This window comes from Dyella kyungheensis, assembly GCF_016905005.1.
GTDB classification, from domain to species: domain Bacteria; phylum Pseudomonadota; class Gammaproteobacteria; order Xanthomonadales; family Rhodanobacteraceae; genus Dyella; species Dyella kyungheensis.
The window spans coordinates 1,063,649-1,080,734 of record NZ_JADIKC010000003.1 but is presented as its reverse complement, the minus strand read 5'-3'; the positions used below and the strand labels follow the sequence as shown (position 1 = coordinate 1,080,734).

The window sequence follows — 17,086 nt, the reverse complement described above, 5'->3', positions numbered from 1 at the left end:
TCTTCGCCGCCCGTCGACAGCCGGCGGTAAAACGAAGACGCAAAACTCCCCCATGCCGCAGAAGCCAAGCTTCTGCAGCCCTACTGTTTCCCTACGAATCAACTCAAGGCGTGGGCGCTAAACCCAGCCACTCCACTTCAGACAACGCCACCCCTTGCGCCCCTCGCCAACGGTAATGCGTGTAATTCCCCGGATGCGCCACGCCAAAGGCGCGCGTCTGGCGCCGCCATGGAAATGCCTCATCGCGGCGCTCATCCAGACTCACCCAATGCACACCGTCGCTCGACCCCTCGAACGTCCAGCGTTTCGGATCGTGACCCGGCTTCGCCGACGAGGTCAGCGTGTACATGCTGACCTGTTGCGGCTGCGCGAGATCCAGCTGCACGGTGCCCTTGAACGTCGCCTCGGTGTCGGAGGTGTTGTCGCTCAGCGCATGCGCCGCGGCATCGTCGCCCGCCACCACCACGTGCGCGCCCTGGCTGTCCGCCAGATCGACCAGCGGCGCCGGCGCGCCGCTGCCCGTGGTCTGCGACGGCAGTCGCGCATCAGCGGCGCTGCCCCACTTGGAGGGAGCGGCACCCATGCTGAAGTCGAGCACCGCGCCGTTGGCCAGATCCGTATGCGCCAGCCAGCTGCGGTCATACGGCTTGCCGTTGAGCGTCACGCTCTGGATGTAACGGTTCGTGTCGCTCACCTGCGGCGCACGGATGTCGATGGTCTTGCCGTTGTCCAGGTGAATGATCATGTGCGGGAAATACGGTGCGCCGATGGCATACGTCGGCGTGCCCATGCGCAGCGGATAGAAACCGGCCGCACTGAACACCCACCACCCGGACATCTCGCCGTTGTCCTCGTCGCCGGGATAGCCCTGGCCGATCTCGCTGCCCACATACAGGCGCGACACCGCATCGCGCACCTTGTCCTGCGTCTTCCACGGCTGGCCGACCAGGTCGTACATGTAAAGGATGTGGTGCGACGGCTGGTTGCTGTGGCCGTACTGGCCCATACGCACATCGCGCGCTTCGAGCATCTCGTGGATGATGCCGCCATACTCGCCCACGTTGAAATCGGTGCCGGCATCGAAGAACGCGTCGAGCTTCTTGGCCAGACCGTCGAGGCCGCCATAGAGATTGGCCAGCCCCTGCCCGTCCTGCACGCCGTCGAAGGTCATGTTCCAGGCGTTGGTTTCGGTGTAGTCGCCGCCCCAGGCCTTCGGATCGAAATGCCCGGCATCGATGCGCCACGAACCGTCCGGCTTGCGGCCCACGAAGAAGCCGACCGCCTTGTCGAACAGGTTCACGAAGTTCAACGAGCGGCTGTGGAAGTAGCGCGCGTCGTCGGCATAGTGCGAAGCATACGGATCGTTCGCTTCATGCCCGGCGGCCAGCGTCTGCGCCAGTTCGCCGATGCCGAAGTCGTTGAGGTAACCGGCCATCGACCACGACAGCCCTTCGTCGGTGCTGTTGTCGATATAACCCTTGAACACCGAGCGCTCGATGCCCTTGCGACCGGCGCCGGGAATCTCGCTGACCACCGTCGCATCCTTCAATGCAGCCTGATAGAACGAGTGCACGTCGAAGTTGTGGATGCCCTTGTTCCAGGCATCGGCGAAGGCGACGTCGGCGCTGGTGCCCACCATCAGGTCGGCATAGCCCGGCGACGACCAGCGGGCGATCCAGCCACCGTCGCGATACTGCTGCACGAAGCCGTCGATCATCTCGCCGGCCTGCTTGGGCGTCAGCAAGGCATACGCCGGCCACGCCGTGCGGTAGGTATCCCACAGGCCGTTGTTGACGTACGGCTTGCCGGCCACGATGCGCGCGCCGGTCTGCGTCGGCGTGTTGCTGCCGGTGGCCGCCGAGAACGGGCTCGCATAGCGATAATCGGGCTGCTGCGTGGTGCCGACGTTTTCGTAGGCTTCGTTCGGATACAGGAACAGGCGATAAAGGTTGGAATACAGCGTCACCTTGTCGCCCGCGCTGGCACCGGGAATCTCGATGCGGCCAAGCATCTCGTTCCAGCGACTGGCGGCGCGCGCCTGCACGCTGTCGAAGGTGTCGTCGGCGGCGATCTCCTGCGACAGATTGCGCTTGGCCTGCTCCACGCTGATCAGCGAGGTGGCGATGCGCATCGTCACGGTCTTTTCGGTATGCGTGTCGAAGCCGAACCAGGCCGCGACATGATCGCGACCCTGCCCGCTCAGGCGACCGCTCTCGGTCACGGGTTGATCGAACGTGGCGAAGAAGAACAAGCGCGTTGCGCCGGTGGACAAGTGACTGGCCACATCGGAATAACCGCTGATGCTGTTGTGCTGCGGATCGAGTTCGATACCGCCCTTGTCGTTGCGGTTGTCGAACACCAGCTGCGAGCGGTCGCCCTTGAAGCCGAAGCGCATCATGGCGGCGTGACTGGTGGGCGTGATCGCCGTACTCATGCCGTTGTCGAACGTCACCTGATAGAGGTCCGCACGCGCCGTTTCGTGATCGTGGGTAAAGCCCAGCGAGCGTGCATCGCGGTCGAGCGGTGGCGCACCGCTGGCCACGGCGGCCGGCATCACCTGGAAGGTCTGCCGGTCGCCCATCCACGGGCTGGGCTCGTGGCTCAGCGCGAACGCCTGGATGCGCGGATGGTTATCCGGTCCGTTGCGATCCTGGTACTGGTAGATCCAGTCGGAACCGGCCTGGGTGGTCGGCGTCCAGAAATTGAAACCGTGCGGCATCGCCACGGCGGGGAAATTGTTGCCGCGCGAGAAGTGCGCGTTGGCGTTGCTGCCGCGACGCGTATCGACGTACTGGTTCGGCGAAGCCTCCGCCGCCACCGGCGCATCGGCAAAGCGCAGGTCATCGAGATAGCCGCGGAACGCCTCGGTGCCCTTGGGTGCGTTCTCGACCAGCTCGATGGCTGCCAGCGTCTTGCCTGCAGCCACCGCGCCCACGTCGATGTCGATGGCGTTCCACTGGTTGTCGTGCAGCACGCGGGCACCGCCCTGTGCCTGCGCCGTGGCGCGCACATGGTGCTGATCGAACGCATCGAGCGAAGAGAGCCGCGTGCCGTCCGTGAACACCAGGTCGACCGCCACGAATTGCGCGAAGCCGCGCGCGTCCCCGGAAGCATCCGCCGGAAGCAGCACGTAGGAGAGATGCGATGCCGCCGTCACCGGCTGCTTGGTGCGATACAACACGGTGCGGCGCGCCTGCGCATCGCTCACCGCATCGGCGTCATAGCGCAGGCTGCGGGTGCCGGTAAAACCGACACCCGGCTTGGAGGTGAGGGATTCCTCCTTGCCGGGGCCGGACACCACACTCGTGCGCCAGCCTTTGACGCTGGCCGATAGGGGTTGGGCATCGCCCGTTTCAAACGAGGTGAAAAAACCTTGGGCGGGCGTGGTCGCTGCATGCGCGACCGCCGCAAGACTCAGTGCGACCGAGAGGCACATCAGGCGTCGACGCAGGTTGCGCGTCGCATGGCCATGGATTGACGACTGCTGCTTCATTCGTACGCTCCGCATCGTTAGCTCGCCCAAGTGTGACCGATTGTCGCTCGTTGCCGCTTAGGACTTCGGCGGCGAGAACGACGGCGGCGCCTTGGCGATATCGCTGCCCCAGGCCTTGTTGGCTTGCGCGCCCAGCGTGAACTGCAACTGGCCACCGTGTTCGGCAAAGCTCGCCGGCAGCCACGGGCTGTCATGCGGTTTGCCGTTCACCGTAAGCGACTGCACGAACGGCGTCTGTGCCGATGCCGATGGTGCGGCAATCACCACGTCGCCTTGTGTGCGATGAATCACCGCATGGGTAAACAACGGGCTGCCGAGGATCAGCTCGCCACGTCCCGGAATGGCCGGATACATGCCCAGCGCCGACCACACGTACCACGAGGACATCTCGCCCAGGTCGTCGTTGCCGGGGATGCCTTCGGGCGTGTTTTTCCACAGCGTGTTGACCACGATGCGCACGGCTTCCTGCGTCTTGGACGGCTGGCCGACGAAGGCATACAGCCACGGCGTGCCCACCGACGGTTCGTTGTTGAGCTCGGCATGCATCGGGCCGGCTTCGGTGAGCGCCCACTGCCCCTTGTCGTCGTGGAAGAACTTGTCCAGTCGCGTGGTGGCCTTGGCGATGCCGCCCATCTGTTCGAACAGGCCGCGCACATCGAACGGCACCATCCACAGATAGACCGCGGCGCTGCCTTCCACGAAGCCATCGTCGGCATCGGGCTTGAACGCGGGCCAGCTGCCGTCGAGGTTGCGGTTCTGGATGTAGCCGCCTTCCGGCGTGGCCTTGGGATTGAACACGTTGCGCCAGTAGCCGGCGCGGGTCAGGAACTGCTGCTCGCCCGCGTGATCGCCCACGCGTGCGGCCAGCTGTGCCAGTGCGAAATCGGCGGTGACGTCTTCCAGCGTTTCCGCCGCGCCTGCCCACGAGTGCGATTGTGTGGCGATGTAGTGCTGCTTGAGCCACTGGTCGAGGGACGGGCGCTGGCCCACGCATTCCACGTTGCAGCCGTCGTCGGAAAGATCATGCGCGGTGACTTCGGTGGCCGCCTTCACCAGCGAGGCGTAGGCGCCATGCAGATCGAAATCGTGACCGCCGAACGCATCGATCGCCGCCAGCGCCGGGCCGGCCGGATCGCCGCTCATCACATGGGTGCCGCCGTTGTTGTGCGTCCAGCGATCCCATTCGCCGTTGTTCTGCTTGGCCTGGTTGAACAGCGACTGGGCGATGTCGCTGCCCACGTCCGGATACAGCCAGGTGAGCAGCTGCAACTGCGAGCGATAGATGTCCCAGCCGGAGAAGTTTGCGTACTGCACGCGCTGCTTGCCTTCGACGCGATGCACCTGCTGGTCGAAGCCGCGGTACTCGCCGTTGACGTCGCTGAACACGTTCGGGTGCAGCAGCGAGTGATAGAGCGCCGTGTAGAACGTGGTGCGCTGATCGGCGCTGCCGCCGGTGACGGCGATCTTGCCCAGCGCCTCGTTCCAGGCGGCGCTTGCCTTCGCGCTCACTTGTTCGACGGTGTTCTGCGCCGGAATTTCCGCCGCGAGGTTGGCCTTGGCGTTGTCGAGGCTCACGTAGGAAATGCCCACGCGCACCTGCACCGCACCCTTGGCCGGATCGAAGCCCAGCCACACGCCCGAGCCCTTGCCCGGCGTGGGGAAGCCCTTCGCGTCGTAACCGGTGCCGCCCTTGGCGGACGTCTTGTCCGCTTGCACGTTGCCGTCCTGCCAGGCGCCCGTGGAAGCAAACGGCTGGTCGAACTGCGCCACGAAATACAGCGTGTAGTAGCTGCGCTGATCGGCCTTGGCCAGGTAGCCGCAGAAATTGCCGCTGGTCACCGAGCCGCTGACCGTATGGGTGGCGCGATCGATGCTGACGTTCGCATCGCTGCTGCCCACTTCGGAATCGGACGCGCGAATCAGCAGATTGGCCGGCTGTCCCGCGGGGAACGTGAAGCGGCCGACGCCGCTGCGCGTCGCCGCCGCCAGATCCACCTGCACGCCATTGGCAAGACGCACGCGATACGCGCCGGCCGTGGCCTGTTCGTTGGCGTGCGAGAAGTCGCTGGCGTAGGTGCCGTCGGTGAGATCGGCCGAAGGCGAATTCTTCACCGCCATGGTCACCGGCATGAACGGCACATCGCCACTCGCGCCCGCGCAGCCGGCGCCGGAGATATGGGTCAGCGCAAAGCCGCGGATGCGGGTAGCGTCATACAGGTAACCGCTGGGCGAGGCCGTGCGGGTGTGCTTGCCACGCGTGTTCTCGGGGCTCCACTGCAGCATGCCGAACGGGAGCACCGCACCGGGATAGCTGTTGCCGCCATGGCGGCTGCCGATCAAGGGATTGACCTCGCTGGCCGGCGCGTTCGCACCCTGCGCCAGCAACGGCGTCGCCACCGCCATCGAAACACCGCATGCCAGCACCGCCACCCAAGCGCGCCCCAGCCCCTGCCTTACCGACAAGCCCTGCCCCATGCCTTGCTCTCCCCGAAGACCGTCGAGCCGGTCTTCACATAATTTAGATCGATCCAAAATCAGTATCTAAAAAAAGGCCACGACGTGATGGGCCCGTTTCCGGATGACCGCGACTGTGCCTACTCCCCAACTCTAACCTGCTTTTGCGCCGAGAGGCTTGCTGCAATGCAATAGACACCGATTCGTCATGGGTTTGCATGGTCGAGGCCTCTTCCGGCCGTGTCGCAGTCGCGCACAAGTGCGCTCCCACGGAGGGACGTCCAAGCTGCCGAAGCCCTTGTGGGAGCTGCACTTGTGCGCGACTGCACGCTCCCGGCACCCCACATGCAACCGGCTATCGACGCGCGCCCAACCGCACACAAAAACCTCGCGCACCCCAGCCCACCATAGCGCCCCCATCCGTTGCCTCCACCCTCTTAGTTCCGTATCTTCGAACTTTGGAACATCAACCTTCCCTTCCCCACTCACACAGAGGTTTCCCCATGGAATATCGGCAATTGGGCGCTTCCGGTTTCAAGGTGCCCGTACTGAGCTTCGGCACCGGCACGTTCGGCGGCAAAGGCGAGTTCTTCGGCGCCTGGGGCAACACGGACGTCGCCGAGGCCAAGCGGCTGGTGGACGTCTGCCTCGATGCCGGCCTGACCATGTTCGACAGCGCCGACATCTATTCCGATGGCGCCGCCGAGTCGGTGCTGGGCGAAGCCATCAAGGGACGTCGCGACCGCGTGCTGATCTCCACCAAGGCCACCTTCCGCTCCGGCGAAGGCCCGAACGATGTCGGCTCGTCGCGCTTCCATCTGCTGAAGGCCTGCGACGCCGCGCTCAAGCGCCTGGGCACCGACTACATCGACCTGTTCCAGCTGCACGGCTTCGATGCACTGACGCCGGTTGAGGAAACGCTGTCGACGCTCGACGACCTCGTGCGCGCCGGCAAGATCCGCTACATCGGCGTGTCCAATTTCTCCGGCTGGCATCTGATGAAGTCGCTCGCCGTGTCCGACCGCTACGGCTATTCGCGTTACATCGCCAATCAGGCGTACTACTCACTGATCGGCCGCGATTACGAGTGGGAACAGATGCCGCTGGGCCTGGACCAGGGCGTGGGCGCGGTGGTGTGGAGTCCGCTGGGCTGGGGCCGCCTCACCGGCAAGATCCGCCGCGGCCAGCCGCTGCCCGCCACCAGCCGCCTGCACAAGACCGGCGACGTGGGTCCGCAGATGTCGGACGAGTATCTCTATCGCGTGGTCGATGCGCTGGACGAAGTCGCCGCGGAAACCGGCAAGAGCGTGCCGCAGGTCGCCTTGAACTGGCTGCTGCAGCGCCCGACCGTATCCACCGTGGTGATCGGCGCACGCAACGAGGAACAGCTCACGCAGAACCTCGGCGCCGTGGGCTGGAACCTCACTAAGGAACAGGTCGCCAAGCTGGATGCAGCAAGCGACGTGGCCCCGGTGTACCCGTACTGGCACCAGCGCGGCTTCCAGGAACGCAATCCGCTGCCGGTGTAACGCCCCGAAGCAACGCAGGCGCGCCGTGATCGGCGCGCCTGTTCGATCAGCCGGCCTTGAGCGCCGCGTCCACCATCGCCTGCGCTTCTTCCAGCAAACGCTGCAGATGCGCCTCGTCCTTGAAGCTCTCCGCGTAGATCTTGTAGATGTCTTCGGTACCCGACGGGCGCGCCGCGAACCAGCCGTTGGCCGAGGCCACCTTGATGCCGCCGATGGAGGCGCCGTTGCCGGGCGCGCGATCGAGCACCGCTTCGATTTTCTCGCCGGCCAGCTGCGTGCTTTTCACCTGGTCGGGCGACAACTTCGACAGCCTCGCCTTCTGCTCGGTGTTGGCCGGCGCATCGACGCGCTCGGACACGGGTTGACCCAGCTGGCTGGTCATCTGGCGATACAGCTCGCCCGGATCCTTGTCGGTGCGCGCCATGATTTCCGCGGACATCAGTGCAGCGGCGATGCCGTCCTTGTCGGTGCTCCACACGCCACCGTCGCGACGCAGGAACGATGCACCCGCACTCTCTTCACCACCGAAGCCGAGCGAGCCATCGAACAAACCGTCCACGAACCATTTGAAACCGACCGGCACTTCATAGAGCCGGCGGCCCAGTCGCTTGGCCACGCGATCGATCAGCGCCGTGCTCACCAGCGTCTTGCCGACTCCCGCATCGCTGCGCCAGTGCGGACGATGGCGGTACAGGTAATCCACCAGCACGGACAGATAGTGATTGGGCAACAACAGACCGGTGCTGCGCGTCACGATGCCGTGGCGGTCGTGATCGGTATCGCAGGCGAAGGCCACGTCGTAGTGGTCCTTCAGGCCGATCAGGCGCTGCATGGCGTGCGACGAGGAAGGATCCATGCGGATCTTGCCGTCCCAGTCCACGCTCATGAAACGGAAGGTGTGATCGACTGCATCGCTCACCACGGTGAGGTCGATGCCGTAGCGTTCGGCAATCGGCGCCCAGTAATGCACACCCGAACCGCCCAGCGGATCCACGCCCAGATGCACGCCGCTGCCACGGATCGCGTCGAAGTCGATCACGTTCGCCAGGTCCGACACATAGGCGTCGAGGTAATCGTGTTCGTGCGTGGTCGAGGCGCGCAGTGCTTCGGCCAGCGGCATGCGACGCACTTCGCGCAGGCCGCCTTCGATCAACGCGTTCGCGCGCTTCTGCACCCAGCCGGTGATGTCGGTGTCGGCGGGGCCGCCATTGGGCGGGTTGTATTTGAAGCCACCGCCGTCGGGCGGATTGTGGGACGGAGTGACCACGATGCCGTCGGCCAGTCCATGCGCGCGTCCGCGGTTGTAGCTGAGGATGGCGTGGGAGATGGCCGGCGTGGGCGTGTATTCGCCGCCCTTGGACAGCATGGTCTCCACGCCGTTCGCGGCGAGCACTTCGAGCGCGCTTTCCAGCGCGGGCTGCGACAGTGCATGCGTATCGATGCCGATGAACAGCGGGCCGTCGATGCCCTTCTCCGCGCGGTACTCGCAAATCGCCTGGGTGATCGCCAACACATGCCATTCGTTGAAGCTGCGCTCGAACGAGCTGCCGCGATGACCGGAGGTGCCGAACGCCACGCGCTGACTGGGCGTGCCCACGTCGGGACGCAAATCGGCATAGGCATCGCGCAGACGGCCCACGTCGACCAGCTGGGATTCCGGTACCAACTGACCCGCCAGCGGACTGAGGCGGCTCATCGGCGCACCTCGCCACCCATGAACACTGCAAGCGGGTGCAAACGGTTAGGCGTGGTCATGCGAGGGCACATCCTGCTTCGACGAAAAGAAGCATTGACCCTCGCCACGGCGCTGCGTGTCAATAGTAAAAGCCCGGCACGGTGCGCCGTGGATGTGCATAACGGGTGAAACGGCCAGCCACCGTTCAGCGCAGCTGGCTGTCCTTGCTGCCGCGGCGGTTGTAGCCGCTGAAAGCAGCCTCTTCCTGATCGTGCGCTTCCTGGCACTTCACGCACAGCCGGACGCCCGGCACGGCGTTGCGCCGCGCTTCGGGAATCGGCGCCTCGCATTCCTCGCAATGGGTGAGACTCGGACCTTTATGCATGCGGCTGCGCGCACGCTTCACCGCGTCGTCCACGGTCGCGTCGATCTGGTCCTGTACGGCGCCGTCGCCGGCCCAACCTGTTGCCATGGCCCTAGCCCTCTCACTGCCGCCCGCGCTGCCTCGGGCGAGGTATCAGGGCTAAATATAGGGCTGTCAACGCGTTTTTCCAGTCCGGCGCGGGTTCCCGCTCAGAAACGCTTGCGCAGGAAGTAGCGCGCACTGCCCACCGGATGGTCCGGAATCTCGCCGAACACGCTATAGCCGAGCTTTTCGTAGAAACCGCGCGCCTGGAACGCGAACGTGTCCAGCCACGCTCCGACGCAACCGCGCTCGCATGCGATGGCTTCCGCGCGCTGCATCAATGCGGTGCCCACGTCCTGGCCGCGCAGCGATTCGGGCACGGCGAGCAGGTCGATGTGCAACCAGTCGAGCGCGGTCTCGCCCCACAGGCCGCCGATGGTGTGGCCATCCGCATCGCGCAGAGCGATCACCAGCGGCTTGATCTCGATCGTCGCCACCTGGCTGAGGTTGTACGCCCGCAACGGCGCGGCAATGGCTTCGCGGTCGGCGGCGACGGGCGCCTCGATGGCATGCAGTTCATAGGCCATCAGCGCACACCTTCCTTGGCGGCCGATGCCTGCGGCGCAGCGTTCGAGGACTGGCTGATTTCGGCCACCTCGGCAGCGCCATCGAAGCCGCCGCCCAACGCTTCGATCAGGCGAATGGAAATATCGGCCTGCTGGCTTTCCAGCAAGGCCAGGCGCTGTTGCGCCGTGAGCAGCTGCTGGCGACTGGTGAGCGGCGTCAGCGGACCCTTGAGGCCGCCGCGATACGCCGTCATCGCATCGTCCCAACTCTTTTGCGCATCATCCACCGAGCGCTTCTCCAGCACGATCTGCTGGCGCACCGAGGTGAGCGCCGAGACCTGATCGGATACATCGTTCAAGGCACCGATCAGCAGCCCGTTGTAGCGCGCCACCATCGCGTCGTATTGCGCGTCCGCGCCGGCCAGATGGGCGCGGCGACGTCCACCGTCGAAAATCGGCAGGCTCAAGGCTGGGCCGAAGACATACTGGCGTGCAGGCAACTGCAGCACGCTCGTGCTGCCGCCCACAGCGATGAATCCGGCCATGGCGGTGAGACTCACGTTCGGCAGGAAGTCCTTCTTGGCGGCCTTGATCTCCAGACCCGCCGCTTCGATTTCCCAGCGCGCCGCGACCAGGTCGGCACGACGGCCGAGCAGATCCACCGGCAACTTCTCCGGCAACACGGCGGGGCCGCGATCCAGCAAATGCGGACGCTCGATGCTCAGGCCGCGATCGGGACCCTGCCCCAGCAACACCGACAAACTGCTGCGTGCCGCATCGATGGAGCGGTCGGCGGCCACCTTCTGTTGTTCGGCGCCGGCCACCTGCGAATCGGACAGGTGTTCCTGTTGCGGCGTACCAAGACCGCCCTTCACCAGCTTGCGCGTCACCTCGAGCGATCGGCTGGCGCGTTCGAATTCCGCATCGGCAACATCTTTCTCGGCGAACGCGTAACCGAGATGCACATAAGCACGCGCCACGTTCACCGACAGCTCGATGCGAGCCGCGTGCGCTTCGATCTCGGCAGCGCGACTGCGACCGAGCGCCGCTTCCCATGCCGCACGCTTGCCGCCCCACAAATCCAGATCCCAGGAGAAATCGGCGGTGAGCGATTTGCTCCATGCAAACGTGCCGATGGCGTATTCGGGATAGATCGGATTCTTCTTCGACAGATACGCGCCGGTGATGCCGGCATCGAAGTTCGACTGCGGCAGGCGCCCCGCATTGACGCTGTCCGCCACCGCCTGCGCCTGGCGCGCGCGTGCCTGCGCCTGATCGAGGCTGGGATTGTTCTTCAGCGCTTCTTCGATCAGCGCGCTCAGCTGCGGATCGCCGTAGCTCACCCACCAGTCCTGCGCCGGCCATGCGGTGGGACTGAGCTGCACATCGGCGAGGCTGCGCTCGGACTTCAGCTGGCCTGGATCGGTCATGCTGCCGGTGGTGTGCAGGCCGCGACTGGTGACGCAACCGGCGAGCACGAGGCTGAGGGCGATGGCGGCAGTGAGAGCAAAGGAACGCATGGCGGGATCATCCGGAAGTCAAACGCTGAGCTGCGCCGGTCACCGACACAGCGACGGTGCGACAGGGATCATGATCAGCGTACGGCAGTGCGCACCGTGCGCCGATTATATCGCCGCGCTGCAAGCACGCGCAGCGCCGAGCGCCATCGATAACCGCCGCACGAGGCCTACTTTTGTCCAATTGCCAGACCGATGGCACAGGCCGGACCGCTTGGCGCAGTCGCCGCGCACGCTTACGCTGCAGGTCTGCGCTCGTCGTCGATGAGCCCTTCCCCATGCACAGCCGGAGTCATTGCCCATGTCCAAAGTGTCCTCTGCCAGCATCGTTTCGACCGATGCCCACTACCTGCATCACATCGACACCGCGCACTTCAAGCTCGACACCGATGAACCGCTGAAGCTCGGCGGCAAGGGCGCCGCGCCGGCACCGTTCGATTACTACCTCGCTTCGCTCGCCGCTTGCACCGCGATCACCCTGCGCATGTATGCCGAGCGCAAAGGATGGGAGCTGGGCGAGTTTCGCGCCGAGCTGCAGTTGGATCGCGACGACGACGGCCGCCTGCACGTGATGCGCACGCTGCACGCCTCGGGGCCGCTGACCGACGAACAATGGAACCGGCTGCTGGAAATCGTGGCGAACACACCGGTGACCAAGGCGATGCGTGAAGGCGTGGAAATCACCAGCCGCCGCGGCACAGCGCCTGCCAGTAGCTGAAAAGGGGGGCCTTTCGCCGCGAGTTTTCGTGACCTGGATCGCAAGTATTTGCATCTTTTGGGGATGCGATACCCTTCACCAGAACGTCACCGGCTTTTATGCGAAAGTCCACGCCGGTGTAACAAGGTTGCGCCTGTTTCAGGGTGGGGAGTGGCGCAGACCCGCAGGTGGTTCGGGACAAATGCAATGGCCCGGAGAGGCGGCGGCAGGAATGCCAAGGCCCGACCTGATGACCCGAGCTGGATGACCGATCTGGATGATTTTGGGTGGCGGCGCACGACGAATGTCACGCCGGCCACATGACCTCCGTCCCACGTGAGCCGGAGGGAGTCACCGCAACCATGGGGAAGAACACAATGGGGGAAGCTTTCGCGCCGCGCGCCTGGGGCCGTCATGTGGCTGTGTGCATGGCATACGCTTTCAGCTACGCGCTGCTCCGCGACATCTCCGTTTCGCACTGGAATCTGCCGGCCGGCCTGCGCGTCGCCTGCCTGCTGCTGTTTCCCTATCGCTATTGGCCTGCACTGCTGATCGGCGAAATGATTCCGGTGGATTATCACGCCTGGCATTGCGTGGACGACTTCGGCTGGCGATGGTCGGTGCTGGCGGGCGTGCCGCCGATGCTGCCGTTGATGGGCGCGGTCGCCTGGGCGAAGCGACATGCACGGCTGCTGCTCGGTTCGCATCAGATCAACATGGGCATGCTGCTGGGCGTGATCCTGGCCGGCGGCGTGCTGACCGCCATCGGCGACGCCATCGTGCTGATGGCCGTGCAGGTGCCGCCGGGCGAAGCCTATCCGCCGATCGACACGCAGATCATCTTTGGCTATTTCCTCGGCAATTATCTCGGCGCGCTGGCCATTGCTCCCACCGTGATCGCCATCTACCTCTGGCAGATGCGCGCGCCGGCTGTACACCACGACATCCAGTTGTGGCGTAGCCGCCTGGTCAAGGACACGCTCATTGGCGTGCTGACGCCGCTACTCGTGCTGATGGGCCTGGTATTCAGCAGCCAGGGCGACAGCATGCAGGTGTTCCGGATCGCCATGTTCCTGCCGGTGGTGTGGCTCACCTCGCGGCACGGCTGGCAAGGCGCCGCGCTGGGCGGCACGCTGGCCAGCCTCGCGGTCACCATGACCTCGTCGATGGTGCGCGATCCGGGCGTGATCCAGGCGCAGGCGCTGATCGCCTTCGCCATCACCACGTTGCTCATGCTGGGCTCGCGCATCGCGCACCAGGTGCATACCGAATACGCCACGCACATGGATACCTTGCGCGGCTTCCAGCTCGCGCAACAAGGCCTCTATCTGGAAGAGCTGCGGCTGCGGCAGGCGGCCGATACGCTGGAAAACATCGGCGTCACCATCCGCGACAACCACAACCGCCTGCTCGATCGCCTTCGGCACGTGCTGCCCAGCAACGAAGAGCGCACCTACTCCAAGCAGGTCGCCCTCGCCCAGCATGAAATGCATCGCCTGGCCAATGCGCTCTATCCGCGCGGCTGGCGCGAGCGCGGCGTGCCGGCCACGTTGCGCGAAGGCCCGTTCGCACAGGCCATCCATCAGGCCGGCGCCGGCTACCAGTGCGAATTGTCCGGTCGCGGATTGAGCCAGCTCGCCCCCGACGTGCATATGGCGCTGTACCGCCTTGCCTGCGAGGTGCTGGTCTACGTGCTGTCGCGCGGACGCATGCAGGACATGCATCTGCAGCTGCGCGGCGGACACACGCGCGGACGGCGCTGGGTAGTGATGCGCCTGACCGGAAAGCGCGCCCTTGGCTATTCGACGGCGCCTGGCCCGGAGATGGACGAAGAACCCCGCAAGCAGGCAATGACCCTGCTGGGCGCCAGCGGCCTGGGGATTTCCTCGATTCGCGATCGCACGCACATCTATGGCGGCGACGTGCATCTGCGCGAGATGGGCGCAAGCGTCAGCGTGACCTTGCTGCTGCACGACTCGCTGCGCAGCAGTGCGATCCACCGGAGCGCTTCGCGGTAGAAGCGCTCCGGCAGAACGTTACCGCAGCATCACTGGTTGCGTGAGCTGCATTCGACCGGATCGGTGCACTTGCCCAGCGTGGTGAACGACTTCTGCGCTGCCGGTGCACTGGCCGCATTGATCGGATCACGCGAGCTGCATTCCACCGGATCGGTGCACTTGCCCGCCGCGGTAACGGCTTGCGGCGTCGCCGAGGCGGCGGTGCTGTTGAAACGCGAACTGCATTCAACCGGATCGGTACATTTGCCTGCCGCGGTAAGGGCTTGCGGTGCCGCCGAAGTACCGAAGCGCGAACTGCATTCGACCGGATCGGTGCAGTTGCCCGCCGCCACGTAGGTCCGGGTGGTGCCGTCCGACTGCGGTGCCACCAGCACCTTCACCGTGCTGTCCTGGTAGACGATGTCGCCCGCCGTATTGCCGGTGACCGCCAGCGGTTCGCTCGGCGTCGCCACCTGCGCGGCATCCGAACCCAATGGCAGGGTCAGGAAGGTACCGCCAGCCGTGGCGACCGCAGCACGCACCGTGCCGTTGAGATCGTTGATCTGCACATAACGCACGCCATCGCGCTGGAACAGATAGACGTGCCAGTGCGGGCTGGCGCTGACGTCGGTGGTGTTGGGCCACGATTGGCCCAGACCCGTCGACGGCAGACCCGTGGCCGCCATGGCGCCCATCGACGTCAACGACATCGCCAGCACGCCCAGCGACAGCCACGAACGAACCCCACGACTCGAAGCATGGTGCATATGTCTTCCCTCCATAGTTGATCCCCTATTCCAAGATGCCCGATGGCATCGATCAAGTCCGATCACCACTGGCGTGCGCCGAAGCGAACATCGTGCCAGCCGGACGACTCTGCCCTACTCGACGCGCACGCGGTAAGTGCCAGCAGCACGTCGCAAGCCACGTTTTTCCCGCGTCGGTAACGATTTGTTCATCGCTTTCACAAAGTCGTCACAAAAGCGCGCTAGCTTGCGATGCAAACCCTTTGCTCATCTGCCGACGACGGCGTCGACGGCGCTGCGAGTGCACGTGACCGCCGATTCCACTTCCGGGCTGGCGCAGTTGTTCGAAGAACAGCACGACACGCTCAATCGCTATTTCCTCAAGCGCACGGCACACCCGTGGGACGCGCAGGATCTGGTGCAGGAACTCTATCTGCGCCTGCTGCGCACGGATCGCTCCGGCACCGAATCGATCGAGAAGCCCGAGGCGTATCTGTTCACCGTCGCGGCGAACCTGGTGAAGGAGCATGCCGTGCGCAAGCAACGCAGTCCGCGCACCGGCGACGAAGTGAACGATGTGCTCGAGCGCTTGTTCACCCCCTGCGACGCCGCCGCCGATGTAGACCGCGATCTTCGTCGCCAGCGCCTGGCCACGGTGATTGCACGACTCACCCCCAAGTGCCGCGCCGCGCTGGTGCTGCATTACCGCGACGAACTGGGCTACCGCGACATTGGCGAGCGACTGAACATATCCACCCACATGGTAAAGAAATACCTCGTCAAGGCGCTGGCCGTCTGCCGCATTGGGATGGCGCGCTATGAGTGATTTCGCCCGCCACCGCGAAGCGGCCGAGCGTCAGCGCCGCGCCACCGAGGAAGCCGCCAGCTGGTATCTGGATCAGCAGGATGGCCTCGACGAGGTGCAGCAGGAACAGTTCATGGCGTGGCTGCGCGAATCGCCGCTGCACGTGAGCGAATACCTGGCCATGGCCCATCTGCATGGCGACCTAGGTGCAGCGAGCGCGCTCGATCCCTTGAACGAACAAGCCCTGTGCGAGCTGGCTGCCGACGATGCGTCGGTCGTTTCGCTGCCGGTGCCGCGCACGCCCGAAGCCGCACCGGCACGGCCGCGCCGCCTCGGATGGATGGCGCAGGCGGCAGCCTTCGTGTTGTTGCTGGGCGCGGGTGGCGCGGCCTGGCTGCGAGCGGCGCCGCAGGCATGGGAAAGCTATGCCGCCGGCAGCGACGCCGTGCGCAGCGCCACGCTGGCCGACGGCACCGAGCTGCAACTCGATCGCGACAGCGTGGTGGCCGTGAGCTTCAGCGCCACCGCGCGCCGCATCGACGTGCTGCGTGGCGGGGCACTGTTCGACGTGGCGCACGATCCTGCGCGTCCCTTGCGGGTCCGCCTGGGCGCCAACGACCTGCAGGACATCGGCACCGTGTTCGATGCCCACCGCTCCGACGACGGCGGCCGCGTCACCGTGGTCAGCGGCAAGGTGAAGGTGTGGCAGCGCGAAGACAAACCCTGGGCGCCCGAAGGGTTGGCCGAACAACGCTCGCCCTTGACCGAACTCGGCGCCGGCCAGGAAGCCACCATGCATATGGACGGCTCGCTCGACGTGGTCGATCACCATGCCGACCTTGCGCGCAGCACGCACTGGTTGCCGACGGACATCCATTTCGAGCGCGCCAGCGTCGCCGAGGTGGCGCGCCGCTTCAATGCGTACAACAGCCGGCCGCTGGTGATCGAAGACGCTCGCATCGGCGCCACGCTGATTTCCGGGCGATTCCACGCACGCGACATGGATTCGTTCGTGGCCTATCTGGTCACGTTGCCCGATGTGCAAGTGATCCGTGGCGTGGACGACGTGCGCGTGGTGCGTGCCGTCACCACGCTGCCGCACGCGCGGGCTGTAAGAAAAAATTCATGAAGAAAGCGGTACCCAATGCATCCGCTCGACACTCGTAGTGAGTCATGCCGCGGCAACCGATGAAACGCTTGC

At 65.1% G+C, this 17,086-nt stretch carries 12 protein-coding genes; 5 read left to right on the top strand and 7 right to left on the bottom strand.

Annotation, left to right across the window (positions count from 1 at the left end; genetic code table 11):
• Positions 1–103: 103 nt before the first annotated feature.
• The gene (locus tag ISP20_RS09580; RefSeq protein WP_239535469.1) at positions 104–3,493 is read right to left on the bottom strand and encodes a GH92 family glycosyl hydrolase; all 3,390 of its coding nucleotides are present in this window, start codon (positions 3,491–3,493) and stop codon (positions 104–106) included.
• A gap of 57 nt (positions 3,494–3,550) precedes the next feature.
• On the bottom strand, positions 3,551–5,968 hold the full coding sequence (locus tag ISP20_RS09575) for a GH92 family glycosyl hydrolase (protein ID WP_275586780.1): 2,418 nt from the start codon (positions 5,966–5,968) through the stop codon (positions 3,551–3,553).
• Positions 5,969–6,450: 482 nt separating this feature from the next.
• Here ISP20_RS09575 and ISP20_RS09570 point away from each other — a divergent pair, with 482 nt between their 5' ends.
• Entirely contained in the window at positions 6,451–7,476 is a 1,026-nt protein-coding gene (locus tag ISP20_RS09570) for an aldo/keto reductase (RefSeq protein WP_204635794.1), read from the top strand.
• Between the two features lie 46 nt (positions 7,477–7,522).
• On the opposite strand, the gene pgm is transcribed toward ISP20_RS09570, so the two are convergent.
• From pgm to ISP20_RS09550, 4 genes are all read right to left on the bottom strand, one after another.
• Positions 7,523–9,172: a phosphoglucomutase (alpha-D-glucose-1,6-bisphosphate-dependent) gene (gene pgm / locus ISP20_RS09565; protein ID WP_204635793.1), complete on the bottom strand. Its 1,650-nt coding sequence runs from the start codon at positions 9,170–9,172 to the stop codon at positions 7,523–7,525.
• Between the two features lie 184 nt (positions 9,173–9,356).
• Positions 9,357–9,623, bottom strand: coding sequence for a DksA/TraR family C4-type zinc finger protein (locus ISP20_RS09560; protein ID WP_204635792.1), 267 nt, complete (start codon positions 9,621–9,623; stop codon positions 9,357–9,359).
• A 101-nt stretch (positions 9,624–9,724) separates the two neighbouring features.
• A complete protein-coding gene (locus ISP20_RS09555) occupies positions 9,725–10,144 on the bottom strand; it encodes a GNAT family N-acetyltransferase (RefSeq protein ID WP_204635791.1) in 420 nt (139 codons plus the stop codon).
• Positions 10,144–11,643 (bottom strand): efflux transporter outer membrane subunit, encoded by a 1,500-nt coding sequence (locus ISP20_RS09550; protein ID WP_204635790.1) that lies wholly within the window; start codon positions 11,641–11,643, stop codon positions 10,144–10,146. Before ISP20_RS09550 ends, ISP20_RS09555 begins: the two co-directional genes overlap by 1 nt.
• 307 nt (positions 11,644–11,950) lie before the next feature.
• Between ISP20_RS09550 and ISP20_RS09545 the strand changes: the two genes are divergently transcribed.
• Together ISP20_RS09545 and ISP20_RS09540 are read left to right on the top strand one after the other, a co-directional pair.
• A complete protein-coding gene (locus tag ISP20_RS09545) occupies positions 11,951–12,358 on the top strand; it encodes an OsmC family protein (protein ID WP_204635934.1) in 408 nt (135 codons plus the stop codon).
• A gap of 407 nt (positions 12,359–12,765) precedes the next feature.
• Positions 12,766–14,355, top strand: coding sequence for an MASE1 domain-containing protein (locus ISP20_RS09540; protein WP_204635789.1), 1,590 nt, complete (start codon positions 12,766–12,768; stop codon positions 14,353–14,355).
• Positions 14,356–14,384: 29 nt separating this feature from the next.
• Here the strand turns inward: ISP20_RS09540 and ISP20_RS09535 are convergent, their stop codons facing one another.
• Positions 14,385–15,101, bottom strand: a complete 717-nt coding sequence (locus ISP20_RS09535) for a hypothetical protein (protein ID WP_204635788.1) — start codon at positions 15,099–15,101, stop codon at positions 14,385–14,387.
• A 286-nt stretch (positions 15,102–15,387) separates the two neighbouring features.
• On the opposite strand from ISP20_RS09535, the gene ISP20_RS09530 reads away from it, so the two are divergent.
• Together ISP20_RS09530 and ISP20_RS09525 are read left to right on the top strand one after the other, a co-directional pair.
• Positions 15,388–15,906 carry an RNA polymerase sigma factor gene (locus ISP20_RS09530; protein ID WP_338030982.1) on the top strand — a complete coding sequence of 173 codons (519 nt, stop codon included), beginning with the start codon at positions 15,388–15,390 and terminating at the stop codon, positions 15,904–15,906.
• Positions 15,899–17,014: a FecR family protein gene (locus ISP20_RS09525; protein WP_204635787.1), complete on the top strand. Its 1,116-nt coding sequence runs from the start codon at positions 15,899–15,901 to the stop codon at positions 17,012–17,014. Before ISP20_RS09530 ends, ISP20_RS09525 begins: the two co-directional genes overlap by 8 nt.
• Positions 17,015–17,086 lie beyond the last annotated feature (72 nt).